The organism is Sandarakinorhabdus sp. (assembly GCF_031422795.1).
GTDB lineage: Bacteria > Pseudomonadota > Alphaproteobacteria > Sphingomonadales > Sphingomonadaceae > Sandarakinorhabdus.
This window is the reverse complement of the sequence record NZ_JANPML010000108.1, coordinates 1-22,721: the sequence shown is the minus strand read 5'-3', so window position 1 is coordinate 22,721 and position 22,721 is coordinate 1. Positions and strand designations below refer to the sequence as shown.

Here is a 22,721-nt window from a genome sequence, read left to right as displayed (position 1 = left end):
ATTGCCGGACTGCTGTGGGCAGCCATCCGCGTGCAGCCGCCCACTCCGTTGCCCGCCAACGCCCCGGCTGATCAGTTCAGCGCCGGCCGCGCCATGGCCGATGTCCGCGTGCTGGCGCGCGAACCGCATCCTACCGGCACGCCCGCTGCTGCCGCCGTGATCGTGCATCTGGAATCGCGGCTGGCCGCATTGGGTTTTGTGGTGCGCCGGGTTGTCACGCCGCTGCCGGAACGGCCGGCGAAATTGCTGGCCAAGCGCGGCGGCGATCCCAGCCAGCCGGCCATCAGCCTGGTCGCCGTGCGGGCTGGCCGCGCGCCGGGCAAGGACGCCATCGCGCTGATGGCCCATCATGATTCGGTGTGGGCCTCACCGGGCGCGGCGGACGATATTGCCGGCGTTGCGTCCGCGCTGGAGATCGCCCGTGCCATCCCGGCGGCCAGCCAGCAACGCGATCTGGTGCTGTTGTTCACCGATGCCGAAGAATTGGGGCTGGTTGGTGCGCGGGCCATCCTGGCGCCGGGCGCGGCGGCCGATCCGATTGCGGAGCAAATCGGTGTGCTGATCAACCTCGAAGCGCGCGGCGGTGGCGGCCGGGCCATGATGTTCCAGACCGGCAAGGGCAATGCCGAACTGGTGCGACTGCTGGCCCGCTCCACCCCAATGGTTGATGCCAGCAGCCTGGCGGTCACGGTTTATGAAAGCCTGCCCAACGACACGGATTTCACCCCCGGCCTGGAGCGCGGCATGGCCGGGCTGAACTTTGCCTTCATCGGTGAGGCCTGGGGCTATCACAGCCCGATGATGACACCGGATCGGCTGGATCAGGGCGGCCTGCAGCATCTGGGCGAAAGCGGGCTGGGAATCACGCGGGCCTTGCTGACCGCCGATGCGCTGCCCGTCCGCGACAGCAACGCCGTGTTTGCCAATGCGCCGCTGCTGGGCCTGCTGGTCTATCTGCCGCCCATGGGCTGGGCGCTGCTGGGGCTGGCGACAGCCATGGTGGTGATCGCCGCGTGGCGCCGCCGGGCAGATTGGACGGTGTCGGGCCAGATGCTGTCGATCGGGCAGGCCGTGCTGGTGCTGATCCTGTCGGGCGTGCTGATGTGGGGGCTCAACCTGCTGTCGGGCAGCGTGGGCGCTGAATATTATGACCGGCTGGCGGCCCTGCCGCGGCTGGAGGCGGTGGCCGGTCTGGCGGCACTGGCGGTGCTGCTGGTCACGGCCTCGGCGCCGGCGGGCAAGCTGTGGGAACGCTGGCTCGGCTGGGTGCTGCTCTGCCTACTCGGCACGCTGGCCTTGCAGGTCTGGCTGCCGGGCGCGACGCCGATCCTGCTGTGGCCAACATTGCTTGCAGCCGCCGGGATGCTCATTGCCAGCGGTTCGGCACGGCCGGGCATGTTGCAATTGGGTCTGGCGGTCGTGCTGGCCGTGCCCGGCATCGTTTTTGTGGCCGAACTGGCGCATTTCCTGATGCTGGGGGTGGGCGCCCCAACGCCTTATGCCGCCGCACCGCTGCTGCTGCCGGTGCTGGCTCTGGTGGCGCCGCTGCTGCCCGACGGGCCGGTGCTGGCCGGGCAACGCCGCCCGGCGCAACTGGCCGCTGGCGCAGCGGTGCTGCTGGCTGCCGGGCTGGCGCTGTGGGTCAATCTCGATCCGGTGGCGCCTTCGGTGCCGCCGTATGCCGGCACCGAAAAAAGCCAGGGTTAGAGAAACACGCAGACGGTCTGTCCGTCGGGCGGCGGGCAGCGCCCGGAAATGCGGAAGGCGAGCGCATAGTGCACGGTTCCCGGCACTTTCTTGCCGGCTTCGTCACGTGCCGGCAGGAACCGCCAGTTGATCTTTGCCAGCGTGCAGGCATCAGCGGCCAGGCCAGACGGCTGATCGGCGCCCTTCGTCACTTTGCAGCCCGTCACCATGCCCTGGGCATCAATGTCCAGATCAAAGGCGATATCGCCTTCCACGCCGGCATCGCGGGCCGCCTCGGGATAGGCGTCGGCATCAAGCACGACCTTTTTCGGCTGTGGCGGAATAGGCGCGCTCTGGGGTGCCGCGCTCAGGTTGGCAGCGATCAGGGCTGGCGTCATCAACAATAGCGCGGCCCGCTTCATGCAAACGCTCCATCCTGTGTGCGGCTGGCCAGCAATTTGTCGATCTTGCGGCCATCCATGTCGATGATCTCGAACTGCCATGGCCCGACGCGAAATTTTTCGCCGGTTTGCGGCAGGTGGCGCAATTGTTCGAGGGCAAGGCCGGCCACCGTTTCATAATCGCGATCATCAGGCAGCGGCACACCCAGAAGATGCGCCAGTTCGTCCACCGGCAGTGCGCCCGATATCAGCCAACTGCCGTCATCACGCTCCACGGCGGGCGGATCATTGTGATCGTCAACATCGCTGCGGAAGGCGCCGGCAATTGCCGCCAGCACGTCAGACGGCGTGACGATGCCTTCGAAATGGCCATATTCATCATGCACCAGCGCCATCGGGATCGCCGCATCGCGCAGCGCATTCAGCGCATCCACCGCGTCCAGCACGTCGGGCAGCACCGGTGCCTGGCGGGCCAGCGCCGCCAAATCGAGCGGGCGGCCTTCGATCAACGCCTGCACCACATCGCGCGCCTGCAGCACGCCGATAATATCGTCCACACCGCCGCGCGCCACCAGGATGCGGCTGTGCGGGGTGGCGGCGAGGCGCGCGCGCACCACATCCTCAGGCGCATCGGCGTCGATCCATTCGATCTCGCCGCGCGGGGTCATCACGCCGCGCACCCGCCGATCGGCCAGGCGCATGATGCCGGATATCATGTCGCTTTCCTCGGCGTCGATCACGCCGGCGGTGGTCGCCTCGGCAACAACGGAGCGCAGTTCTTCCTCGGTCACCGTCTGGTCGCCTTCGCGGCTCTGGCCGAGCAGGCGGAAGATCAGCCGGCTCGAATGGTCCAGCGCCCACACAAACGGCGTGGTTGCTCGTGCAAACAGCACCATGATCGGGGCGACGCGCACGGCAATGGCTTCGGGTGAGCGCAGCGCAAACTGCTTGGGCACCAGTTCGCCAACAATCAGCGAGAGATAGGTGGCGATGACGATGACCACGGCAAAACCGACTTCCTCGGCCAGGTGCGCCGGCAGGCCGAACAGCATGGCCAGCCGATCACCCACGGGCCGCGCCAGTGTTGCGCCGGAATAGGCGCCGTTGATGATGCCAACCAGGGTGATGCCGATCTGCACGCCCGACAGGAAGCGGCCGGAATCCTCCGCCAGCGCCAGCGCCGTTTTCGCACCCAGCGAGCCGCGTTCGGCCAGCCCGCGCAACCGTGGCCGCCGGGCCGACACGATGGCGAGTTCAGACATGGCAAAAAAGCCATTGAGCAGGATCAGGCCGGCGATGATGCAGGCGTCCAGCCAGGGGAAGGGGGCCATTGGCTCCGGGCACATTACGCGGGGCCAGGGTGCCCGCTCCGTCCCTTCATACGGGAAGCAGGGGAGTGCTGCAAAGCCCGTTCATGATGGAACCAGGCGCGGCACGGAGCGTATTGGCTGAAAGGGAGACTGATGTTGAAGAATGCAATCATGATTACCGCGCTTTCCGGCGCACTCGTGCTCGGCGGCTGCGTCACCAATCCGGAAACCGGCGATCGGCGCATCGCCCGCCCGGCGGCGACCGCAGCGGCCGGTGCCGGTGCCGGCGCCCTGCTTGGCGCGCTGCTCGGCGGCCGCAACAACCGCGCCGAAGTGCTGATCGGTGCCGGTGTTGGCGCCATCGCCGGCGGCGCCGTTGGCAGTTACATGGACCGCCAAGCGCGCGAGTTGAAGCAGCGCACCGCTGGCACCGGCATCGAGGTGGAGCAAAAGGGCGACGAAATCGCGATCAAGCTGCCATCGGGCATTGCCTTTGACACCAATCAGGCGACCGTGCGGCCCGATATGCGGCCGGCGCTGGATGAAGTGGCGAAAACCCTGGCGAGCTACCAATCGACCTTCATCGATGTGACAGGCCACACCGATTCCACCGGCGGCGATGCCATCAACCAGCCGCTTTCGGAACGGCGCGCAGCGGCCGTTGCCGATTATCTGCAATATCAGGGTGTGCAGCGCGCCCGCATGGCCACCAAGGGCTATGGCGCGCAATTCCCGGTGGCCAGCAACACCAGCGAAGACGGACGGTCGAGGAACCGCCGCGTCGAAATCCGCCTGTCGCCAGTGACCCAGGCCGATATCAAGCCAGGCGCCTGAGGGTCAGACGCTGAGAGTCACCCTCTCAGCGTTGCCCCCAGTTTGGCGGCCGCAGCCACCACCTTGGCCGAGACCGCTTCAATCTCGGCATCGGTCAGGGTGGCGGTGGTGGGCTGCAGCGTGACTTCAACCGCCAGGCTGAGCTTGCCCGGTTCGACGCCGGGGCCGCTGTAGCGATCAAACAGGCTGACACCCGCGATCAACGCCTTGTCGGCCCCTGCAACCGCGCGCAGCAGGCTGTCGGCTGGCAGGCTGGCATCGACTACGAAGGCGAAATCACGGCTGAGCGGCAGCAGCGGGCTGGGCGTCCACGCCTCGCGCTTGCGGCTGCGGGGCGGCAGGGCGTCCAGATAGAGTTCGACGGCCGCAACCGGGCCCTTCACGTCGAATTGGGCAGACGTGCGCGGGTGGATGATGCCGAAATCGGCGAGCGCGACCTTGCCCAGCACCAGCCGTCCGGCGCGGCCAGGATGCCACCAGCCATCCACCGGGGCGACGACCTGCAGGCGCTGTACCGGCGCACCCAGGGCGGCGAGCGCGGCGAGGGCTTCGGCCTTGGCGTCAAAGGCGTCGGGCTTTGTGGCCGGACCGCTGCGCCAGTCGCGGGATTTGGCTTCGCCTGCCAGCAGGATGGCGGCAGTCGGGCGCTCGCCGTCGGCCAGATAACGTTGGCCCAGTTCGAACAGGCGCACGGCAGCGGCACCGCGATCCATGTTGCGTGCAGCTGCGCTCAGCAAGCCCACAAGCAGGCTGGGGCGCATGGCGGCCATTTCGGCCGATATCGGATTGGCCAGGGTGAACGCGGCACCGCCGAAGGCATCGGCTTGCGCTGGCGGCAGGAAGCTCCAGGTGATGGCTTCGTCATGGCCGCGGGCAGCCAGCACGCGGCGCAGGCGGCGCTGGGTGCGCTGCAGCGGCGTCGCGGTTGGCACGGCCACGCCCTCGGCACGGGGAAGCGGGGTTGCTGGCACCTTGTCGAGCCCGTGGATGCGCACGACTTCCTCGACCAGATCGGCCTCGCCATCGACATCGCGGCGCCAGGACGGGACGGAAACCTGCCACACGTCGCCCTTGGTCACGCCAAAGCCAAGCCGGGTGAGGATCGCGGCCTGTTCGTCTTCGGCGACATCAAGCCCGGCGAGGCCGAGCACGCGCGACGGGCGATAGGCGATGGAGCGGCTGGTGTCCGGAATCTGGCCAGCGATGACTATTTCGGACGGCTCGCCGCCGCACAGATCGAGCACCATCTGCGTGGCCAGTTCGAGGCCGGGCACGACGAACAGCGGATCAACGCCGCGCTCGAAGCGGGCGCGGGCGTCGCTGTTGATGCCGAGCGCGCGGCCGGTGGTGCCGATGCGTTCCGGCGTGAAATACGCCGCTTCGATCAGCACGTCGGTGGTGGTTTCGGAGCAGCCCGAATGCTCGCCGCCCATGATGCCGCCGATGTCATGCACTTGCGCGTCGTCGGCGATGACGGTCATGCTCTCGTCCAGCGCATAGGTCTTGCCGTTCAGCGCCAGAACGCTCTCGCCAGAGCGGGCGCGGCGGGCGGTAAGGCCGCCCTGCAGTTTGGCGACGTCATAGACGTGCAGCGGCCGGCCGCTGTCGATGGAGAGGAAATTGGTGATGTCGACCAGCGCCGAAATCGGCCGCAGGCCCACGGCGCGCAGGCGGCTTTGCAGCCAGTCCGGTGACGGGCCATTGGTCACGCCGCGCACCACGCGGCCGGCGAAGGCAGGGCAGCCCTCGGCGTCTTCCACCGTGATCGGGCGCGGCATCGGGAATTGGCCGGCGACCGGCGCAATCGTGCGGGCCTTCAACGTGCCGATGCCGGCGGCGGCCAGGTCGCGCGCAATGCCGAGCACGCCCAGGCATTCCTGCCGGTTCGGCGTGATGGCGATGTCGAACACCGGGTCGTTCATCCCGGCCCAATCGACATAGCGCGCGCCCACCGGCGCATCGTCGGGCAGGGCGATGATACCATCATGCTCGTCCGACAGCTCCAGCTCGCGCATGGAACACATCATGCCCCTTGATTCGACACCCCGAATGGCGGCCACTTTCAGCGTGATGCCGCTGCCCGGAACGAAAGTGCCGGGCGCGCCGAACACGCCCTTCATGCCGGCGCGCGCATTGGGCGCGCCGCACACCACCTGCACGGGTTCGCCGGCGCCGGTATCGACACTCAATACCTGCAACTTGTCGGCCTGCGGGTGACGTTCGGCGGTCAGCACATGGGCGATGGTGAAGGCGCCCAAACGTTCGGCCGGGTTCTCGATGCCTTCGACTTCGAGGCCGCAGCCGGTCAGCGCGGCGGCGATCTCGTCGACGCTGGCAGTGGTGTCGAGATGATCCTTGAGCCAGGACAGGGAGAATTTCACGGATTCGCTCCCGCAGAAATGGAGGGCAGGTCAAAGGCCGAGAAGCCGTTGTGCTTCAGCCACTTGATATCGCCATCGAAAAAGGCGCGCAGATCGGTCAGGCCATATTTCAGCATGGCGAGGCGATCGACCCCGGTGCCAAAGGCAAAGCCCTGCCACTCATTGGGATCGAGCCCGCAGGCTTCGATGACGCGCGGATGCACCATGCCCGAACCCAGCACTTCCAGCCATTTATCGACCTGGCCCGCGCCAGCCGGCTTGCCGGTCTTGCTGTTGTAGCCGACGTCGACTTCCACTGACGGTTCGGTGAACGGGAAGTAGGACGGGCGGAAGCGCAGCACGACGTCGTCGACCTCGAAGAACGCCTTGATGAAGGTTTCCAGCGTCCAGCGCAGGTGGGCGAGCGTGATGCCCTTGTCGATCACCAGGCCTTCGATCTGGTGGAACATCGGCGTGTGGGTGGCGTCGGAATCGCTGCGATAGACGCGGCCCGGCGCGATGATGCGGATCGGCGGCTTTTGCGCCATCATCGTGCGGATCTGCACCGGCGATGTGTGCGTGCGCAGCACCAGCTTTGCATCGGGCGGGCTTTGCGCGATGTAGAAAGTGTCGTGCATGGCGCGCGCCGGATGGCTTTCCGGGATGTTGAGCGCGCTGAAATTGTGCCAGTCGTCCTCGATCTCCGGGCCATCGGCGACGGCGAAACCCAGATCGGCGAAGATTTCGGCCAGTTCGTCCATCACCTGCGAAACCGGGTGGATGCTGCCGGCGGCGGGCAGGGCGACGGGCAGCGTCATGTCCTGCTGCTCGGCGGCCAGCTTGGCATTCAGCGCGGCTTCGTCGAGCGCGGCCTTCTTGGCGGCCAGCGCCGCAGTGACGGTCTCGCGCAGGCCGTTGAAGGCCGGGCCGTTCACGGCGCGTTCGTCGGGGCTCATGCCGCCCAGCGTTTTCAGCAGGGCGGTGATGCTGCCCTGCTTGCCCATAGCGGCAACGCGTACCGCTTCCAGCGCTTCGGGGCTCGTGGCGGCGGCGATGGCGGCCAGGGTTTCGGCTTGCAGTTGGTCGATGCTCATGGGGTGCAGCGGTTAAGCTAGCCCCTTTCCCGACGCAAGGTCTGCGATTCTGCCCGTGCATCGCCCAGCACAACACGCCGGGCACGTTGGCAGCAGGGTTCAGGCCGAAACGGCGCTGCGCCGGCGGCGCGCCACGGCACCGATCAGGCCGAAGCCGGCAATCAGCAGCGCCCAGTTGGCCGGCTCTGGCACCGGATCGAGATATTGGATGCTGCCATTGAAATTGCGCGGCGAGAAATTGGCGCCGAAAGTGCCGGCGCGGCCAAAGCCGGAGCGTATGGAAAGGTTGGCGTCTGATGCGATGACGGCGCCAACGAGCGTGCCATTGGTGTAGTTCACCGGCGTGCCCGCCGTCGCCCGGAAGTAAATGCCGGTGGTTGAGCCGGCCGCCATGGCGAAATCGGTGAAATCGAAAAACGTCTGGGTGCCATTGCCGCCACCAACAACCCCAGTGACGGTGCCGATCAGAGTCCAGCCTGTCGCGGTGAGATTGCCCACAACCGTGCTTGGACGGGTACGGACCTCGATCGTATGGGTGCCGGCATCAAGGCTGATGGCGGCACCGGTGATAACGAGCGCCCGAGGGCCAGCGACCAGATCAAACATGATCCCGGCTTGGCCGTTGCCTGATGTAAGCGGCGTGGTGAGCGTGACAGCAGTTGCCGGAGCGGCAAGGGTTGCAACCAGTGCAGCCAAGGGCAGCAGACGAGAGGTGATCGACACGACAATTGGCTCCGAAATGGTTCCGCCCCAAGCGGAATATGTCGCGCCTTATAGTCGATTAAGCTTAAGCCTTTGTTGCTTCCGCAAGGAAAAGGGCGCCCCGACCGATGCCGAGGCGCCCCATCCATTTTGGAGCTTTCGCAGGGCGCGCTTTACGCGGCCTTGGCGTCCAGAGCGGCCTTCACCTGGCCGATGATGGCGGTAAAGCTTGCCGGCTGGTTCATGGCCAGATCGGCCATCACCTTGCGGTCGATCTGCAGGCCAACGATCTTCACGCCGTTCATGAACTGCGAATAGGTCATGCCTTCTTCGCGCACGGCGGCGTTGATGCGCTGGATCCACAGAGCGCGGAAATTGCGCTTGTTAACCTTGCGATCGCGATAGGCGTACTGGCCGGCCTTTTCCACCGCTTGCCGCGCGATGCGGATGGTGTTCTTGCGGCGGCCATAAAAGCCCTTGGCGGCGTTCAGAATGCGCTTGTGCTTGGCGCGGGTGGTCACACCACGTTTGATACGCATGGGTTTCCTCCCTTACTTCAGGCCGTACGGCGCCCAGGCGTGCACCCGGGCGGTATCGGACTTGGCGAGCACATCGGTGCCGCGATTCTGACGGATATATTTGGAGGTGTGGTGGATCAGGCGGTGGCGCTTGCCAGCCACACCATGCTTCACCTTGCCGGTGGCGGTGATCTTGAAGCGCTTCTTGACCCCGCTCTTGGTCTTCATCTTGGGCATTTCGGTCTCCTTTTAAAGACGCATCAAAAACGGCCATGGCAGCCCTTGTCGCCAGGCCGTTTGGTTCATGCGAAGGGCGCGCTGTAGCGACTTGGGGGTAGCGGTGCAACCCTGCTGATGAAATTGCCCTTGCCGACTCGGAAACGTTCCTGATACGTTCTAGTTGTTCTGTTAGACAGGGAGCAAAAAGATGATCGGCTATGTCACCGTGGGTACCAATGATCTGGCCCGTGCCGCGCGATTCTATGATGCCGTTGCGGCAGAGATGGGCGTGGGGCGCATGATGGAGTTTGACGGTTTCATCGCCTGGGGCGCAGCCGGCGGCGCTACCGGTATTGCAGCGACGAAACCATTTGATGGCAACCCCGCCAGCGTTGGCAATGGTGTGATGGTGGCAATTGAAGCCAAGGATCAGGCCCATGTCGACCGCATCCATGCCGCGGCATTGGCCAATGGCGGCACCGACGAAGGCGCCCCCGGTCCACGCGGTGATCAGGGCTTTTATGCTGGCTATTTCCGCGATCCGGATGGCAACAAGCTCAATGCGTTCATCATGGGCTAGGCTCTGCCTGGCGTGGCGGACAGGTTTGCCACCGCCACGCCGGTCAGCGCAAAGGCGCGTTCCCAGCGTTTGTCGATGGGCGTGTCCCACACGGTGGTGGCGTCGCCCGGCGCCAGGTGCCAGCCGTGCTGGCGCATCTCCATGTCGAGCTGGCCGGCGCCCCAGCCGGCATAGCCCAGCACCATGTGCCAGCGCCTTGGCCCATCGCCCCGCGCGATCGCCTGCAACACGTCCAGCGTAGAAGTGAAGGCCCAGGCATCGCCGACCCGGATGGTGCCTGATGCGGCATAGTCAGCCTCGTGCAGCACGAAACCATGGCCGGTCTCCACCGGGCCGCCGTCCAGCACGGGCACATCGGGCAGCACGCCGGGTTCGACGTTCAACTGCGCCAGCAAACCGTGCAGGCGAATCTCGGGATGCGGCCGGTTGATCACCAGCCCCAATGCGCCGCCTTCATCGTGCAGGCACATGGCGATGACCGTGCGATCAAACCGGTCGTCCCCGATGCCGGGCATCGACAGCAGCAATTGGCCGGAAAGAAAGGGCGGGGTTTCCATGTGCTGACCATAGGCTCGCGCTGGACGCCAGCCAAGGCCAAGGCTAGGGAGACAGGGCAGTTTTGCCCCTGGGAGAATGAACATGTCGATCAAGGTTGGTGATTCGATTCCGGCGATGACTTTGGTAAAGGCCACCGCCGATGGCCCGGCCCCCGTCACCACCGCCGAACTGTTTGGCGGCCGCACCGTGGCGCTGTTTTCGGTGCCCGGCGCGTTCACCCCCACCTGCTCGGCCCGCCACCTGCCCGGCTATGTCGACAATGCCGCTGCCATGGGCGCCAAGGGCGTCGATGAAGTGGTGTGCGTGTCGGTCAATGATGCCTTTGTAATGGCGGCGTGGGGCAATTCAGCCAACGCCGGCGGCAAGGTGACGATGATTGCCGACGGCAATGGCGATTTTTCCAAGGCGCTGGGCCTGACCTTTGATGGCAGCGCCTATGGCATGGGCATTCGCGGCCAGCGTTTTTCGATGATCGTCAAGGATGGCAAGGTTGCCGAGCTGAACATCGAACCGCCCGGCGCGTTCGGCGTGTCGTCGGCCGAACATCTGCTGGGGCAACTGGCCTGAGCCTGAAACCCTCCAGCACGGCGGGCCAGCGGGTGCGCGCTGGCCTGAGCCGCCGCAACCTGCTGATCGCGGCGGTGGCCGGCACGGGCCTGGCCATCGGCTGGGCCGTGTGGCCGCGTGCGTCCCGGCTCAACTGGACGGCAGGCCCCGGCGAATCGCTGATCAACGCCTATCTGAAGATCGGCGTTGATGGCCGCATCACGGTGGCGGTGGCGCAGGCCGAAATGGGCCAGGGCATCTGGTCGGCGCTGGCGCAGATCATTGCCGATGAACTGGGCGCCGATTGGCGCACGGTGGGCGTTGAACCGGCGCCGCTGGGCCCGGATTATGCCAATCCCGGGCTGGCGCTTGGCGCGGCGGCCGAACAATCGGAACCGCTGCGCAGCCTGATCCTGGGTGCCGGCCGGCGGGTGGCGCGTTTCCTCGATTTCCAGATCACCGGCGGTTCGAACAGTGTGCGGGCCTGGGAAATGCCGCTGCGCGCCGCTGGCGCGTCCGCCCGCGAGATGCTGGTGAAGGCTGCTGCCCGGCGCTGGCAGGTGGATTGGGCCGAAGTCGATACGGCCGCCGGCTTCATCGTCTACAAGGCCAATCGCCTGGCGTTCCACGAAGTGATGGCCGATCTTGATCCCAACGACGCGCCCGATGAGCCGACTCTGCGATCAGTGCGGCGGCTCGCCGGTCAACCGGTGCTGCGGCTCGACATTCCGGCCAAGGTCGATGGTTCGGCGCGCTTCGGCATCGATGTGCGGCTGCCGGGCATGGGCTATGCCGCCATCGTGCAGGGGCCGCTGGGTTCGACGCCGGCCCCGCTGGGCAAAGTGGCGTTGCCGCCGGGCGTGAAGCTGGTGGAGGAAGCCGGCTTCGTCGCCTGCGTGGCCGACAATTGGTATGCCGCGCACAAGGCCGTCACGGCGCTGCCGATCAAGTGGCAGCAGGGCAAGGATGAAGCGCCCGGCCCGTGGCAGATCGCGGCGATTCGCGGGGCACTCGCTGCCGATGACAAGCCGTTCGGGCCAACGGGGCAGGTGGGCAAAGTCGTCCGCGACGAAGGCGATGTTGGTGCCGCGTTGAAATCCGGCGTGCTGACCGTTGAATATAGCCTGCCGTTCCTGGCCCATGCCTGCCTTGAACCGATGACGGCGACGGCGCGCGTGGTTGACGGGTCAGGCAGCGTTCGGGCCGAAATCTGGGCGCCAACGCAAAGCGCCAGCCTGGCTGCCCGGGCCGTCGCGCGGGCGCTGGGCACTGATGATGTGATCATCCACCCGACGCTGATCGGCGGCGGTTTCGGCCGCAAGGTGGAAGGCGATGCCTGCGCCCAGGCCGCATTGATCGCCCGTGCCGTGGGCCGGCCGGTGCAACTGATCTGGAGCCGCGAAGAAGATTTCGGCCACGACATGTTTCGCCCGGCCGCCGCCGCACGGCTGCACGGCACGGCGACACCGGCCGGCATTCAGGGCTGGAACGCCGCCATCGCGGTGCCCGACGTGGGTGCAGCCTTTGCCGGACGCAACATCGGTGGCCTGGCGGGCGGGCCATCGGCAGGGGCTGGCGCCATCGAAGGCGCGGTGGAATTGCCCTATGCCATCCCCAATATGCGCGTGCAGCACTGCCTGGCCGATTGCACGGCGCCGCTGGGTTTCTGGCGCAGCGTGGGTCACAGCTTTACCGGCTTCATGGTGGAATCCTTCGTTGACGAGCTGGCGATCGCCGCAGCGGTTGACCCGGCCACGTTCCGCCTCACCATGCTGAAGGACAAGCCGCGCCACGCTGCCGTGTTGCAGGCGGTGATGGAAATGGGCGGGCCGCTGGGCCGCGATGACGGCGGTACGGGCAGCCCCACCGATCCGGTGATCGGGCGCGGCATCGCGCTGGTGGAAAGTTTCGGCAGCATCGTCGCCCAGATCGCCGAAGTCGAGGTGGTTCCTGGCCAACGCCCGCGCGTTACCCGGGTGTGGGCGGCGGTCGATTGCGGGCGGGTGATCAACCCCGATACGGTGGCGGCGCAGATCGAAGGCGGCATCATCTATGGCCTGTCTGCCGCGCTTTTTGGCCGCATCGATTTTGAACAGGGCGCGGTGGCGCAGAGTAATTTTCACGCCTATCCGCTCGTCACCATGGCTGATTGTCCTGAAATCGAAACGCGCATCATTGCGTCGGATGCTGATCCCGGCGGCATTGGCGAACCCGGCACGCCGCCCATTGCGCCGGCGGTGGCCAATGCGCTGTTTGCCGCGACCGGCAAGCGTTGGCGCAACCTGCCCTTCTTCGCGGCATGAACGCGCCGCTGATCCTGCCTCCTGTGGCTTTGCCGGTCGCTCACCCGCCCGTGCGGGCCGGGCGGATTGGTGTGCTGATGGTCAATCTGGGATCGCCGGATGCGCCCGATGTGCCGGCGGTGAAGCGTTTCCTGCGCGAATTCCTGTCCGACAGCCGGGTGATCGAAATCCCGCAGATCTTTTGGCAGCCGATCCTGAACCTGCTGATCCTGAATATCCGCCCGCGCACCACGGCCGCCAATTATGCCAAGGTGTGGATGGATGAAGGCTCGCCGATCACCGTCTACACGCGCCGCCAGGCCGAAGCGATGCAGGTGCGGCTGGGCGATTCCGTGATGGTCGATTGGGCCATGCGCTATGGCACGCGCACCATCGCAGATCGGCTGGCGGTGTTGCAGAAGGCCGGTTGTGATCGCATCCTGCTGGCGCCGATGTATCCGCAATATTCCGCCGCCACCAACGCCACCGTGGTCGATGATGCCGCTCGCGCGCTGATGGGCATGCGCTGGCAGCCGACCTTGCGCACCATGGCGCCCTATTTCGACAATCCCGATCATATCGCCGGGCTGGCGCAATCAGTCCGCGAGGGCGTGGCCAAGCTGGATTTCGAACCTGATCTGATCGTCACCAGCTTCCACGGCATGCCGCTGCGCACGCTGGAAGCCGGCGATCCCTATCATTGCCAGTGCCTGAAGACCGGCCGGTTGCTGCAGGAAGCGCTGGGCCGCCCGGTGAAGGTGACGTTCCAGTCGCGCTTTGGCCGTGCCGAATGGCTGAAGCCTTACACCGACGACACGCTGCTCAACCTGCCGAAAGAGGGCGTGGAAAAGATCGCCGTTGTCTGCCCCGGCTTTGCCGCCGATTGTCTCGAAACGCTGGAAGAAGTGGCGATGGAAGGCCGCGACGAATTCATCGAGGCGGGCGGTAGCCATTTTGCCTATATCCCCTGCCTGAACGACAGCGACACCGGCATGGCCATGCTGGAGGCTGTTGTGCGCCGCGAACTGGCTGGATGGCTGTAAACAAACGGACAAACGCCGGTTGAACCTGTCACAAATCCGGCCCAAGATGCGCACAAGCCTGACAGGCAAATAGTCAGGCAATCGGCAACTTGGGAAGAAGGATGGACGGCAATATGGCACGGGTAGCAGTGGTCACCGGCGGAACGCGCGGCATTGGCGAAGCGATCAGCGTCGCACTGAACGGCATGGGCATCACGGTGGCGGCCAATTTTGGCGGCAGCGACGATAGGGCCCGCGCCTTTACCGAGGCGACGGGCATCAAGAGCTACAAGTGGAATGTCGCCGATCACCAGGCCTGCCTTGATGGCTGCGCGGCGGTGGCGGCCGAACTTGGCCCCATCGATATCGTCGTCAACAACGCCGGCATTACCCGCGATGGCACGCTGATGAAGATGAGCTGGGAAGCCTGGGACGAGGTGATCCGCGTCAATCTGGGCGGCTGCTTCAACATGGCAAAGGCGACCTTTGCCGGCATGAAGGAGCGTGGTTTTGGCCGTTATGTGCAGATCGGATCGATCAACGGCCAGGCCGGGCAATATGGCCAGGTGAATTATGCCGCCGCCAAATCGGGCATCCACGGCTTTACCAAGGCACTGGCCCAGGAAGGCGCCAAGTTCGGCATCACCGCCAATGCGATCGCACCGGGCTATATCGATACCGACATGGTCGCCGCGGTGCCGCCGGATGTGCTGGCCAAGATCGTGGCGAAAATCCCGGTTGGCCGCTTGGGCCAGGCCAGCGAAATCGCCCGCACCGTGGCGTTTCTGGTGGGTGAGGAAGGCGGCTTCATCACTGGCTCCACCCTGTCGGTCAACGGCGGGCAGCATATGTACTGAGCACTTCCCTCTCCCCCCAGTTGCCTTTGCGCAGGGAGAGGGCGAGAGACGCCGCAGGCGGCCCGGGGTGAGGGGTGGCACATGTTGCCACGGATGCCACCCCTCACCCCGCTCGGCTGACGCCGAGTCGACCCTCTCCCGCGAGGGGAGAGGGGAAGCAGTATGCCAAAGAAATACAGCCTGACCATCCAGGGCCATTCGACCAGCCTGACGCTGGAACCGGTGTTCTGGCAGGCGTTGAACGAAGCGGCAGCAGCCGACGGCAAATCGCTGGCCGCGCTCGTGGCCGAAATCGACGAGGCGCGCACCACCAACCTTTCAAGCGCGGTGCGCGTATGGCTGTTTGAACGGGCGTGGGGCAGGCATGGTGTCGCTGCGGCAGGCGACGATTGATGATCGCTAGCGAGCCCGCCAAGGTTGCGCTCCCATACTCGCCGGTCGCGGAAGCCCGAGTTTTGCCCGGAAGCCGTCGTTCGTTGATCAGGTTCGGCGCGAGCGCGAATGATCGATTCTGGGACTTACCCGCCGTTCCGGGCGGGGTCGCCGGACGTTGGCTTACGCCCCAGTTGCGGACATTATCCCTCGACCAGACTCAACTCGGTCCAGCTTAGTGCCCAGCCGTCTTCGCGCGGCGTTTGGCGTCGACCAGCAGCGCGTCAAGCGAGGCGCGATCATGGTACAGGCCGCGCGCGACGACGCCACGAATCGTGGCAAGACCTCCGATGTCGGCCGTCGGATCAGCCGCAAACAGGACCAGGTCCGCACGCTCCCCGGGTCGGATCAGGGGCTTGCCGCGATCGTGCCCCGCGTAGACGCGCGGGTTAAGGGTCGCCGTCCGGATGGCTTGGAGCGGGGACAGGCCGGCCTCTACGAACAACTCCAGCTCGCGATGCAAGCTGAAACCCGCGAACACCCACATCTCGCTCGAACTATCCGTACCGGCAAGGATCGGGACGCCAGCATCGGCCATCGGTTTCAGCATCGACAATTGGATGTCTAGGATCTTCCGCCCGTTAGCCAAGGCCGCCGGGTCAGCCTCCTTTACAGATGACTCCCAATCCGCCCGCAGACCGGGACTCACGTAATCGCGGCGCACTTGCCAATCGGGCGGAGCTGTTGGGCTGACAAAAGCCTCGAGTTGAACGAAAGTCGGCACCTGCCAAACGCGCTTGCGGGCAAGCCGATCGAAAAGCGGCTTGCAGATGCGTATGTCGAAATCCGCCATCGCGGACGCGACTTCATTGGTCATGAGGATCGAGAGGCCGTCACTCTCGCGTGGATTCTCCGCGTTCTTAGCATGGATCACAGACAGAGTGCGCGGCGAACATCCTTCGGCGATCAGCGTCAAATGATCGATCAGCCGCTGTCCTGATGCAACGACATGATCAGGTGACAGGGCGAGCGGAACATGACCCTCGACCGGCATTCCGAGCCGTCGTGCTTCCGACGTCAGACCGTAATAGGCCTCGGGCGACAAGCGGTCATACACCTTGAGAAAGTCGAAGCCCAAGCCGTGCAATTCGCGGACAAGAATACGAGCGCTCGTCTCGTCTTCGGCGGACAGGCCAAAGTTGTTCACCGGCGGAGCGCCATCCACTATCGGACTTCCCCAGATTACCCTTGGCGCAAGTGGATCGACCGTCGCCTGCGCGCGATGGGCGAGGCCTGATCCGAGATGGGTGCCCGCATCCCGCACGCCCGTGATTCCAAAAGCGCGGAACAGAGGATAATGATAAGTCCAGCGCCTTTCACGGTGCGAATGGACATGCATGTCCCAAAGGCCCGGGAGAACGAATAGCCCGGTTCCGTCCACGCGCCGCCCTGGCCCGCCCAGTGGAGAACGACCGATCGCGATAATCCGGTCACCGTCGAAGCTAATACTTTGATTGTGGGCTCGCGTTCCATCGGCGACGTCGACGATCGTGACATTGTCGATCGTCATTGGTTCCGCAGCAGCTGGCCGCGAGAGCATCGCGATCAAGGTCAACACTATCGTTTGAAGAAATTTCATTGGCTCTTTCACGCTCCCTTTCCACCAAAAACCGCACCGCTCCTGATCTGGATGTGAGTCGTAAGATTCCAATAAGCAAACGCTTCTTCATCGACGCATCATCGCGCCTGTACATTGTATCGTCGTTATGTCCGCTTTCCACCCCGAAGCAGCCATTCCCGAGCCCGCTTACGAATGACCGGCGCTGGGTCGCAAGCAGCCGAGATGGCAGGTGTCCGATAGGCGGCAGCGATCGCGGATATCCACTCCGGCACGTGCCGGGGCGGCCAGCTTGAAGGGTTCAGCCGCGTTTGGGCGGCAGCGGGAAGAAGCCCGAGGTGCGGCGGATATAGTCTTCATAACCCGGCCGGTGTTTCTTCAAGCTGTGTTCGAGCAGCGGCGCGCCGGACCAGCGGGTGAGGGTGAAGCTGAGGAACACGGGGCCGATCACCGTCCACCACGGTGCACCGGCGGCGATGCCGACGATGAAAATGCCCCACCAGGTGGTGAAATCGCCGAAATAATTGGGGTGGCGGGTGTAGCGCCACAGCCCGGAATCCATCACCTTGCCCTTGTTGGCCGGATCGGCGCGGAAACGTTCCAGCTGCGCGTCGCCGATACTTTCAAAGGCGATGCCGAACAGCGCGACGGCGGCCCCGGCAGCGCCCCACAATGGCAATTGCGCGCCGGCATCGGCCAGCACACCCGCCTGCGCCGGCAGCGATACGCCCCACAGTAGCGGCCCCTGCATGCCGAAGGCGCGGAACCAGGCCGCTTTGGCAAAGCTCATGCCCGGCTTTTCGCCCGATGCCTTCATCGCGTGGCCGAGGATCTTCTCATAACGCGGATCGCGGCCCAGCCGGCGCCAGCGGGTGATGAGGTGCGTGCCCAGCCGCAGGCCCCACAGCGCCACCAGCACGACCAGCGCCCAGCCAGCCGGCCCGGCCACGCCGCCATTCAGCAGAACGGCCACGGCCACGGCAAACACCATGCCATAGGCCCAGATGGCATCGATGAACGATACGTCGCGGATGGAAACACTGATACGCCAGCACAGGGCCATCAGACCGATAACGGCGGCAAGGGTAATCGCAAGGTTGATCAGCATGGGTGTGGCTCAGGCGGCTTTTTCAAAAGGTTGCACGCTGGCATCCACGATGGATTTCATCATGTGCTCAGGGTGGCGCGGTGTGCAGCTGCGATAGAATTCCTCCACCCGCGCCATATCGGCGGCATAATCGCCGGTGGGCATGATGGCGACGCCCAACCCGCCGGTTTTCTTGACATAATCCATCATGCCGATGATCAGCGGCACCTTGGCCCCCAGGGCGATGTGGTAGAAACCGGTTTTCCACTGGCCCACCGATTTGCGCGTGCCTTCGGGCGCGATGGTGAGCAGGAAATCATCGCGGCGGTTGAATTCGTCGATCATCGACTGGACATAATTGCCGCCCTTTTCGCGATTGACTTCTACGCCGCCCATTTCGCGCATGAAATTGCCCAGCGGCCAGCGAAACAGCTGTTTCTTGGCCATGAAACTGGTTTCAACGCCCAGTTCGCGGGTGAGACCGATATAATAGATGAAATCCCAGTTCGACGTGTGCGGCGCGGCGATGATGATCGCCTTGCGCGGCAGTGGCCGAACGGCGGTTGCCGTCCACCCCATCACCCGAAAAAAGCGCAGGATCAGCGCTTCCAGCAGCCGTGACAGCCAGCTTGTCCTGTTCAATGGCCCACTCCCCGAATATTCTGGCCGTTGCCCCGGCCCATTGCTGCTTTTCCCAGCGACACAGCATCGCGGATGCGCAGGCCCCCTGTCAAATGCTGCCAGTGTCGCTATGCACGCTGCCATGATCAAGATGCTTGCCGCTTATGGGCTTACGCTCGTCGCCTTTGCCGCCATTGATGCCGTGTGGCTGATCAACATGGCGCCGCGCCTTTACAAGCCGGAAATCGGCCCGGTCATGCTGGAAAACGGCTTCCGTCTGGTGCCGGCGATGATCTTTTATGCCATCTATATCGGCGGCATCGTCTATTTCGCGGTGTGGCCCGGCCTGACTGAAGGGGTGGCAAAGGCCGCGCTGCAGGGCGCTGTGCTCGGCTTTGTCTGTTACGCCACCTATGATCTCACCAACTATGCCACATTGAAGGTGTGGAGCCTGAAAGTCACGGTGCTCGATCTGATGTGGGGCACGCTGCTCACCGGCAGCACGGCGGCCGCCGGCACCTGGCTCACCGCCAAGCTGTTCCCGGCCTGATCACCAAGTTCCTGATCACCAATATTCGGCCATGATGGCGCGGGCCCAATCGGGTTCGCGCACCTCGCCGCGCGGTTGAAAGCCCGACATCACCGGCTTGATATCGAGCACCGGCGTGCCGTCGATGGCGTCCAGCCCCGTCACCGTCAGGCAAAGGCCGTCCACCGCCACGATGCGGCAGACGCTGACACCGAGGCGATTGGGCCGGTTCCTGCCGCGCTGGGCAAAGATGCCCACCTTCGGCCAATCGGGGTTGCCGCGCGGATGGCGGGCGCCGCTGGTGATCTGGTCGTCACCAACCTGATCGAACAGGAACACCACTTCGGCGTGGCTGAAGCTGTCGAGGCCCAACAGCGCGTCGGCCGAGAACCGCGCCGGATCGAGAGTGATGCTGGCCTGGCTGTGGCCCCAGTCATCGTCAATCGCTTCGCGGCGGCCGCCGGCAACATGGCCGATGGGGGTCAGGGTGAAGCTGGACATGGCAGGTCTCCCGATAGGACCGGGAGTGTAGCGGGCGCACAGGCGCTGCCAAGCCGGCGCCGAGCATGGCTGCCATGCGGATCAGCCCACCCAGTCGGCCCTGATATAGCCCTGCGCCCGCAGCAACACGGTGAGATCGCCATTGCGCACGTGGGCCTGGGCGGCGGCGGCAGCCTTGGGCTTGGCGTGATAGGCGATGCCCAGCCCGCCGCCGGCCATCGCGGCCTGAATCATCGGAATGTCGTTGGCGCCGTCGCCCACCGCCAGCACGGCGTTCATCGGCGTGCCGTCGGCTTCGAGCAGCGCCTTTTTCGCGGCAGCATCGACGATGGGTTCGGGCACGGTGCCGGCCAGCACATCGCCATCTGTGTCTAGCCGGTTGGCCAGCACGCGGGCAAAGCCGATTTCCCGCGCCACCGGCACGGCAAACGGCATGAAGCCGCCGGAAACGAGCAGCGAGCGCGCGCCGTTGGCCGTCATCGTCTGCACCAACTGCCGCGCACCGGGGTTCAACCGCACCCGTTCTTCGCGGCACTGGTCGAGCGTGGCGACCGGCAGGCCCTTCAGCAGCGCCACGCGGGCATGCAGCGCGCCAGCAAAATCCAGTTCGCCGCGCATGGCCGCCTCGGTGATGGCGGCAACCTCGGCCTTGAGGCCGGCATAATCCGCCAGTTCATCGATGCATTCGCAGGCGATCATGGTGGAATCCATGTCGGCCACGATCAGCCGCTTGCGGCGCGGGGAGCTGCCGGATTGCACCACCACGTCCACCGCCGGCAGTGCGGCTTCCAGCGCAGCGCGCAAGGCCGGGCCGTCGCCGCGCGCCAGAATGTCGAAGGCGTCGCCGGCTTCCAGCCAGCTTTGCGCCACGATTTCGGCGCCGATCCCGCGCACGACATCGCTTGCAGCCGCCGTGTCGCCGGGCGACAAGGCGCCTTCGGCAACCAGAGTGATGATGAGCGCGTCTGCCATAAACCTCGATCCTGATCGGGTCACCGTCCTGACAGGGCCAACCGCCGGGGGCAAGTCTGCGCTGGCGTTGGCGCTGGCAGCCCGCGCGAATGTCGTCATCATCAACGCCGATGCCAGCCAGATGTACCGCGATCTTGCCATCGTCAGCGCGCGGCCGTCACCAGCGGAAGAAGCCGCGGTGCCGCACCTTCTGTATGGCATGCTGGCCGGCGATGATGTCTGCACGGTGGCGCGCTGGGTGGAACTGGCCAAGGCCGAAATCGCCGCCGCGCAGGGCCTTGGCCGCCAGCCGATCATCGTGGGCGGCACTGGCATGTATCTCACCGCGCTGGTGCACGGCCTGGCGCCGGTGCCGGCGATTGCCGATGCGGTGCGGGCCGACGTGCGGGCGCTGGACAGCATTGCTGCGCGTGCCGCGCTGGAGCGCGAGGATCCCGCCGCCGCCGCCCGGCTGATGCCCGCCGATCGCCAGCGCACGCTGCGGGCGCTCGAAGTGCTGCGTTCCACCGGGCGCACGCTGGCGGATTGGCAGCAACACCGTGATGGCGGGCTGGGGGCGGCGGCGGTGCAGGGCCTCATCGCCGATCGTCCGCGTGCCGAGCTGAATGCGCGGGCAGCAACCCGTCTGGATGCGATGCTGGCCGCCGGTGCGCTGGATGAGGTGGCGGCGTTGGTGGCGCTGGGCATGGCCGATGATGTGCCGGTGATGAAGGCGCTGGCGGTGCCGCAACTGGCGGCGCACCTGGCCGGCGCGATCAGCCTTGATGCGGCCATGGCCCGGGCGCTGCACGTTACCCGCCAATATCAGAAGCGCCAGCAGACCTGGGCGCGCAATCAATTCCCCGATTGGCAGCGCGTCGGCCCAGCCTGATCCGGCAGGTTCAACCGGTTGCAACCTCGGCCCACCGCATTTCGTAACTGCCAGTAACGGATCGTGGACAATTCGCTCGTAACCGGGCGCGGAATGTCATGGAATCGTCATGCTGCAGTGCGATGCAGCTGGGGAGTATGGTGCGTTGGGGATGTTTGTCGTGAAGTTGTTTGTCGCCCTGATTTCGGCCGTCCTGCTCGCCCAACCGGCGACCGCCACGCATATTGTGCAGCTGGCATCGTCGCCGGCGGCCTGCCCGTCCGGGGCGGCCACCTGCCCGCCCGCCACCGAAATATTTGCCGACGACGACAGCGGCATGAGCCCCGGCCAGATCGTTGCGGGCCTGGCTGGCCTGCTGGTCCTGGGCCTGGTGTTCGGACGCCGCCGTTCCGTCTTGCCACAGGTGGTTTCCTGATCCTCGCGAGCATCTGATTGCGCCCGCCGCGCCGCGCCTGGCGCAGCGCAATCCACTCTGGCCAGGGTGCGGCCCGTCCGTCTCCGGTGATGTGGGATGTCGTGCGAAATCAGCACGAAAAGGCCGAAAACTGTCGGCATCCTTTACAGTTAACATTAAATTTACCAAATAAACTATTGATAAATAACATTTTGGCTTGCTGGCACGGTTCTTGCTTGATGCCGAGCCTCGGAGTTTTTCGGCGGGCGCGTTTTCGCGACTGTTCGGCGAACTGGTTGAAGTATTGTGGAATTTCGTAAATGAACGTCAATAAAATCATGATCGCCGGTACGGCATTGGCTTTGGCGGCTGCGGCGACGCCAGCAGCCGCGGTGACCAACCTCATCAAGAACGGCAGCTTCGAAGCCGGCAATGCTGGCACCGGTGGGTTCCTGCGATGGACAAAGTCCAACGTGCCGACCAATGCGCCGGCCACCATCATCAACTACAACAGCGCCGCGGCCTATCCGACCGGCGCTTTTGGTGAACGCGTGTTCCCCGATAACGCGATCTCGTTCAGCCCTGATGCCGCAGGCACCAAGGCCGCCTATTTCGTCGGCGATTTTTCGGCCAACGAAACCATCTCGCAGCTGACGTATCTGCCGGTAGGCAACTATCGCATTGGCTTCAGCTTCTTCTTGCCCAACAACGGCTTGGCCAACGTCGGCAACGCCAGCTTCAACGCGACCATCGTTGGCGCACCTGTGGCGGTAAGCGCGATCACGAC

General features: G+C 65.1%; 25 protein-coding genes. 12 read left to right on the top strand and 13 right to left on the bottom strand.

Annotated features, from left to right (window positions below; translation table 11 throughout):
- Window positions 1-1,707 (top strand): M20/M25/M40 family metallo-hydrolase (locus RMO81_RS04210; RefSeq protein WP_310474499.1); only part of this gene is annotated, 1,707 nt, incomplete at its 5' end.
- Here RMO81_RS04210 and RMO81_RS04205 read toward each other — a convergent pair.
- The gene (locus RMO81_RS04205; RefSeq protein WP_310474498.1) at window positions 1,704-2,108 is read right to left on the bottom strand and encodes a TonB family protein; all 405 of its coding nucleotides are present in this window, start codon (window positions 2,106-2,108) and stop codon (window positions 1,704-1,706) included. The genes RMO81_RS04210 and RMO81_RS04205 overlap by 4 nt on opposite strands.
- Window positions 2,105-3,418, bottom strand: coding sequence for a hemolysin family protein (locus RMO81_RS04200; protein WP_310474497.1), 1,314 nt, complete (start codon window positions 3,416-3,418; stop codon window positions 2,105-2,107). The genes RMO81_RS04205 and RMO81_RS04200 overlap by 4 nt, the downstream gene beginning before the upstream one ends.
- 132 nt (window positions 3,419-3,550) lie before the next feature.
- Between RMO81_RS04200 and RMO81_RS04195 the strand changes: the two genes are divergently transcribed.
- Window positions 3,551-4,231, top strand: coding sequence for an OmpA family protein (locus RMO81_RS04195; RefSeq protein WP_310474496.1), 681 nt, complete (start codon window positions 3,551-3,553; stop codon window positions 4,229-4,231).
- A 17-nt stretch (window positions 4,232-4,248) separates the two neighbouring features.
- On the opposite strand, the gene pheT is transcribed toward RMO81_RS04195, so the two are convergent.
- The 5 genes from pheT to rpmI all read right to left on the bottom strand — a co-directional run bounded on the left by pheT (window position 4,249) and on the right by rpmI (window position 9,142).
- Window positions 4,249-6,612, bottom strand: coding sequence for a phenylalanine--tRNA ligase subunit beta (pheT, locus tag RMO81_RS04190; protein ID WP_310474495.1), 2,364 nt, complete (start codon window positions 6,610-6,612; stop codon window positions 4,249-4,251).
- A complete protein-coding gene (gene pheS, locus RMO81_RS04185; protein WP_310474494.1) occupies window positions 6,609-7,685 on the bottom strand; it encodes a phenylalanine--tRNA ligase subunit alpha in 1,077 nt (358 codons plus the stop codon). The genes pheT and pheS overlap by 4 nt, the downstream gene beginning before the upstream one ends.
- A 99-nt stretch (window positions 7,686-7,784) precedes the next feature.
- Window positions 7,785-8,408 carry a PEPxxWA-CTERM sorting domain-containing protein gene (locus RMO81_RS04180; protein ID WP_310474493.1) on the bottom strand — a complete coding sequence of 208 codons (624 nt, stop codon included), beginning with the start codon at window positions 8,406-8,408 and terminating at the stop codon, window positions 7,785-7,787.
- 152 nt (window positions 8,409-8,560) lie between these two features.
- A complete protein-coding gene (gene rplT / locus RMO81_RS04175) occupies window positions 8,561-8,926 on the bottom strand; it encodes a 50S ribosomal protein L20 (protein ID WP_310474492.1) in 366 nt (121 codons plus the stop codon).
- A gap of 12 nt (window positions 8,927-8,938) precedes the next feature.
- Entirely contained in the window at window positions 8,939-9,142 is a 204-nt protein-coding gene (gene rpmI, locus RMO81_RS04170) for a 50S ribosomal protein L35 (protein WP_310474491.1), read from the bottom strand.
- 190 nt (window positions 9,143-9,332) lie between these two features.
- Between rpmI and RMO81_RS04165 the strand changes: the two genes are divergently transcribed.
- Window positions 9,333-9,704: a VOC family protein gene (locus tag RMO81_RS04165; RefSeq protein ID WP_310474490.1), complete on the top strand. Its 372-nt coding sequence runs from the start codon at window positions 9,333-9,335 to the stop codon at window positions 9,702-9,704.
- Here the strand turns inward: RMO81_RS04165 and RMO81_RS04160 are convergent.
- Window positions 9,701-10,261 (bottom strand): YqgE/AlgH family protein, encoded by a 561-nt coding sequence (locus RMO81_RS04160; RefSeq protein ID WP_310474489.1) that lies wholly within the window; start codon window positions 10,259-10,261, stop codon window positions 9,701-9,703. The genes RMO81_RS04165 and RMO81_RS04160 overlap by 4 nt on opposite strands.
- An 82-nt stretch (window positions 10,262-10,343) precedes the next feature.
- Here RMO81_RS04160 and RMO81_RS04155 point away from each other — a divergent pair, with 82 nt between their 5' ends.
- The 5 genes from RMO81_RS04155 (at window position 10,344) to RMO81_RS04135 (ending at window position 15,362) form a co-directional block, all read left to right on the top strand.
- A complete protein-coding gene (locus RMO81_RS04155; protein ID WP_310474487.1) occupies window positions 10,344-10,829 on the top strand; it encodes a peroxiredoxin in 486 nt (161 codons plus the stop codon).
- 32 nt (window positions 10,830-10,861) lie between these two features.
- Complete coding sequence (locus RMO81_RS04150) at window positions 10,862-13,111, top strand: molybdopterin cofactor-binding domain-containing protein (RefSeq protein ID WP_310474485.1); 2,250 nt, start codon at window positions 10,862-10,864, stop codon at window positions 13,109-13,111.
- Window positions 13,108-14,133: a ferrochelatase gene (hemH, locus tag RMO81_RS04145; RefSeq protein WP_310474484.1), complete on the top strand. Its 1,026-nt coding sequence runs from the start codon at window positions 13,108-13,110 to the stop codon at window positions 14,131-14,133. The genes RMO81_RS04150 and hemH overlap by 4 nt, the downstream gene beginning before the upstream one ends.
- Before the next feature lie 113 nt (window positions 14,134-14,246).
- Complete coding sequence (phbB, locus tag RMO81_RS04140; RefSeq protein ID WP_310474483.1) at window positions 14,247-14,969, top strand: acetoacetyl-CoA reductase; 723 nt, start codon at window positions 14,247-14,249, stop codon at window positions 14,967-14,969.
- 162 nt (window positions 14,970-15,131) lie between these two features.
- Window positions 15,132-15,362, top strand: coding sequence for a ribbon-helix-helix domain-containing protein (locus RMO81_RS04135; protein WP_310474482.1), 231 nt, complete (start codon window positions 15,132-15,134; stop codon window positions 15,360-15,362).
- A gap of 214 nt (window positions 15,363-15,576) precedes the next feature.
- On the opposite strand, the gene RMO81_RS04130 is transcribed toward RMO81_RS04135, so the two are convergent.
- The 3 genes from RMO81_RS04130 to RMO81_RS04120 all read right to left on the bottom strand — a co-directional run bounded on the left by RMO81_RS04130 (window position 15,577) and on the right by RMO81_RS04120 (window position 18,688).
- Complete coding sequence (locus RMO81_RS04130; RefSeq protein ID WP_310474481.1) at window positions 15,577-16,980, bottom strand: amidohydrolase family protein; 1,404 nt, start codon at window positions 16,978-16,980, stop codon at window positions 15,577-15,579.
- A 280-nt stretch (window positions 16,981-17,260) separates the two neighbouring features.
- Window positions 17,261-18,067, bottom strand: coding sequence for a DUF1295 domain-containing protein (locus tag RMO81_RS04125; RefSeq protein WP_310474480.1), 807 nt, complete (start codon window positions 18,065-18,067; stop codon window positions 17,261-17,263).
- Between the two features lie 9 nt (window positions 18,068-18,076).
- The gene (locus RMO81_RS04120; protein ID WP_310474479.1) at window positions 18,077-18,688 is read right to left on the bottom strand and encodes a lysophospholipid acyltransferase family protein; all 612 of its coding nucleotides are present in this window, start codon (window positions 18,686-18,688) and stop codon (window positions 18,077-18,079) included.
- Between the two features lie 121 nt (window positions 18,689-18,809).
- Between RMO81_RS04120 and RMO81_RS04115 the strand changes: the two genes are divergently transcribed.
- A complete protein-coding gene (locus RMO81_RS04115) occupies window positions 18,810-19,217 on the top strand; it encodes a DUF2177 family protein (protein ID WP_310474478.1) in 408 nt (135 codons plus the stop codon).
- Window positions 19,218-19,232: 15 nt separating this feature from the next.
- Here the strand turns inward: RMO81_RS04115 and RMO81_RS04110 are convergent, their stop codons facing one another.
- Window positions 19,233-19,697 (bottom strand): SAM-dependent methyltransferase, encoded by a 465-nt coding sequence (locus RMO81_RS04110; protein ID WP_310474477.1) that lies wholly within the window; start codon window positions 19,695-19,697, stop codon window positions 19,233-19,235.
- A gap of 81 nt (window positions 19,698-19,778) precedes the next feature.
- Window positions 19,779-20,669, bottom strand: a complete 891-nt coding sequence (serB, locus tag RMO81_RS04105) for a phosphoserine phosphatase SerB (protein ID WP_310474476.1) — start codon at window positions 20,667-20,669, stop codon at window positions 19,779-19,781.
- Between serB and miaA the strand changes: the two genes are divergently transcribed.
- The 3 genes from miaA to RMO81_RS04090 form a co-directional block, all read left to right on the top strand.
- Complete coding sequence (miaA, locus tag RMO81_RS04100; protein WP_310474475.1) at window positions 20,650-21,540, top strand: tRNA (adenosine(37)-N6)-dimethylallyltransferase MiaA; 891 nt, start codon at window positions 20,650-20,652, stop codon at window positions 21,538-21,540. The two genes, serB and miaA, sit on opposite strands and share 20 nt — an antisense overlap.
- A 109-nt stretch (window positions 21,541-21,649) precedes the next feature.
- The gene (locus tag RMO81_RS04095) at window positions 21,650-21,955 is read left to right on the top strand and encodes a hypothetical protein (protein WP_310474474.1); all 306 of its coding nucleotides are present in this window, start codon (window positions 21,650-21,652) and stop codon (window positions 21,953-21,955) included.
- A 299-nt stretch (window positions 21,956-22,254) separates the two neighbouring features.
- On the top strand, window positions 22,255-22,721 hold a 467-nt coding region (locus tag RMO81_RS04090), incomplete at its 3' end, for a hypothetical protein (RefSeq protein ID WP_310474473.1).

What these genes read in the sequence shown, in the direction of transcription:
- RMO81_RS04205 (WP_310474498.1), bottom strand. Translation starts at nt 2,108, where the DNA reads ATGAAGCGGGCCGCGCTATTGTTGATGACGCCAGCCCTGATCGCTGCC.
- RMO81_RS04200 (WP_310474497.1), bottom strand. Translation starts at nt 3,418, where the DNA reads ATGGCCCCCTTCCCCTGGCTGGACGCCTGCATCATCGCCGGCCTGATC.
- RMO81_RS04195 (WP_310474496.1), top strand. Translation starts at nt 3,551, where the DNA reads ATGTTGAAGAATGCAATCATGATTACCGCGCTTTCCGGCGCACTCGTG.
- pheS (WP_310474494.1), bottom strand. Translation starts at nt 7,685, where the DNA reads ATGAGCATCGACCAACTGCAAGCCGAAACCCTGGCCGCCATCGCCGCC.
- rplT (WP_310474492.1), bottom strand. Translation starts at nt 8,926, where the DNA reads ATGCGTATCAAACGTGGTGTGACCACCCGCGCCAAGCACAAGCGCATT.
- rpmI (WP_310474491.1), bottom strand. Translation starts at nt 9,142, where the DNA reads ATGCCCAAGATGAAGACCAAGAGCGGGGTCAAGAAGCGCTTCAAGATC.
- RMO81_RS04165 (WP_310474490.1), top strand. Translation starts at nt 9,333, where the DNA reads ATGATCGGCTATGTCACCGTGGGTACCAATGATCTGGCCCGTGCCGCG.
- RMO81_RS04160 (WP_310474489.1), bottom strand. Translation starts at nt 10,261, where the DNA reads ATGGAAACCCCGCCCTTTCTTTCCGGCCAATTGCTGCTGTCGATGCCC.
- RMO81_RS04155 (WP_310474487.1), top strand. Translation starts at nt 10,344, where the DNA reads ATGTCGATCAAGGTTGGTGATTCGATTCCGGCGATGACTTTGGTAAAG.
- hemH (WP_310474484.1), top strand. Translation starts at nt 13,108, where the DNA reads ATGAACGCGCCGCTGATCCTGCCTCCTGTGGCTTTGCCGGTCGCTCAC.
- phbB (WP_310474483.1), top strand. Translation starts at nt 14,247, where the DNA reads ATGGCACGGGTAGCAGTGGTCACCGGCGGAACGCGCGGCATTGGCGAA.
- RMO81_RS04135 (WP_310474482.1), top strand. Translation starts at nt 15,132, where the DNA reads ATGCCAAAGAAATACAGCCTGACCATCCAGGGCCATTCGACCAGCCTG.
- RMO81_RS04130 (WP_310474481.1), bottom strand. Translation starts at nt 16,980, where the DNA reads ATGAAATTTCTTCAAACGATAGTGTTGACCTTGATCGCGATGCTCTCG.
- RMO81_RS04125 (WP_310474480.1), bottom strand. Translation starts at nt 18,067, where the DNA reads ATGCTGATCAACCTTGCGATTACCCTTGCCGCCGTTATCGGTCTGATG.
- RMO81_RS04115 (WP_310474478.1), top strand. Translation starts at nt 18,810, where the DNA reads ATGATCAAGATGCTTGCCGCTTATGGGCTTACGCTCGTCGCCTTTGCC.
- RMO81_RS04110 (WP_310474477.1), bottom strand. Translation starts at nt 19,697, where the DNA reads ATGTCCAGCTTCACCCTGACCCCCATCGGCCATGTTGCCGGCGGCCGC.
- miaA (WP_310474475.1), top strand. Translation starts at nt 20,650, where the DNA reads ATGATGAGCGCGTCTGCCATAAACCTCGATCCTGATCGGGTCACCGTC.
- serB (WP_310474476.1), bottom strand. Translation starts at nt 20,669, where the DNA reads ATGGCAGACGCGCTCATCATCACTCTGGTTGCCGAAGGCGCCTTGTCG.
- RMO81_RS04095 (WP_310474474.1), top strand. Translation starts at nt 21,650, where the DNA reads ATGCTGCAGTGCGATGCAGCTGGGGAGTATGGTGCGTTGGGGATGTTT.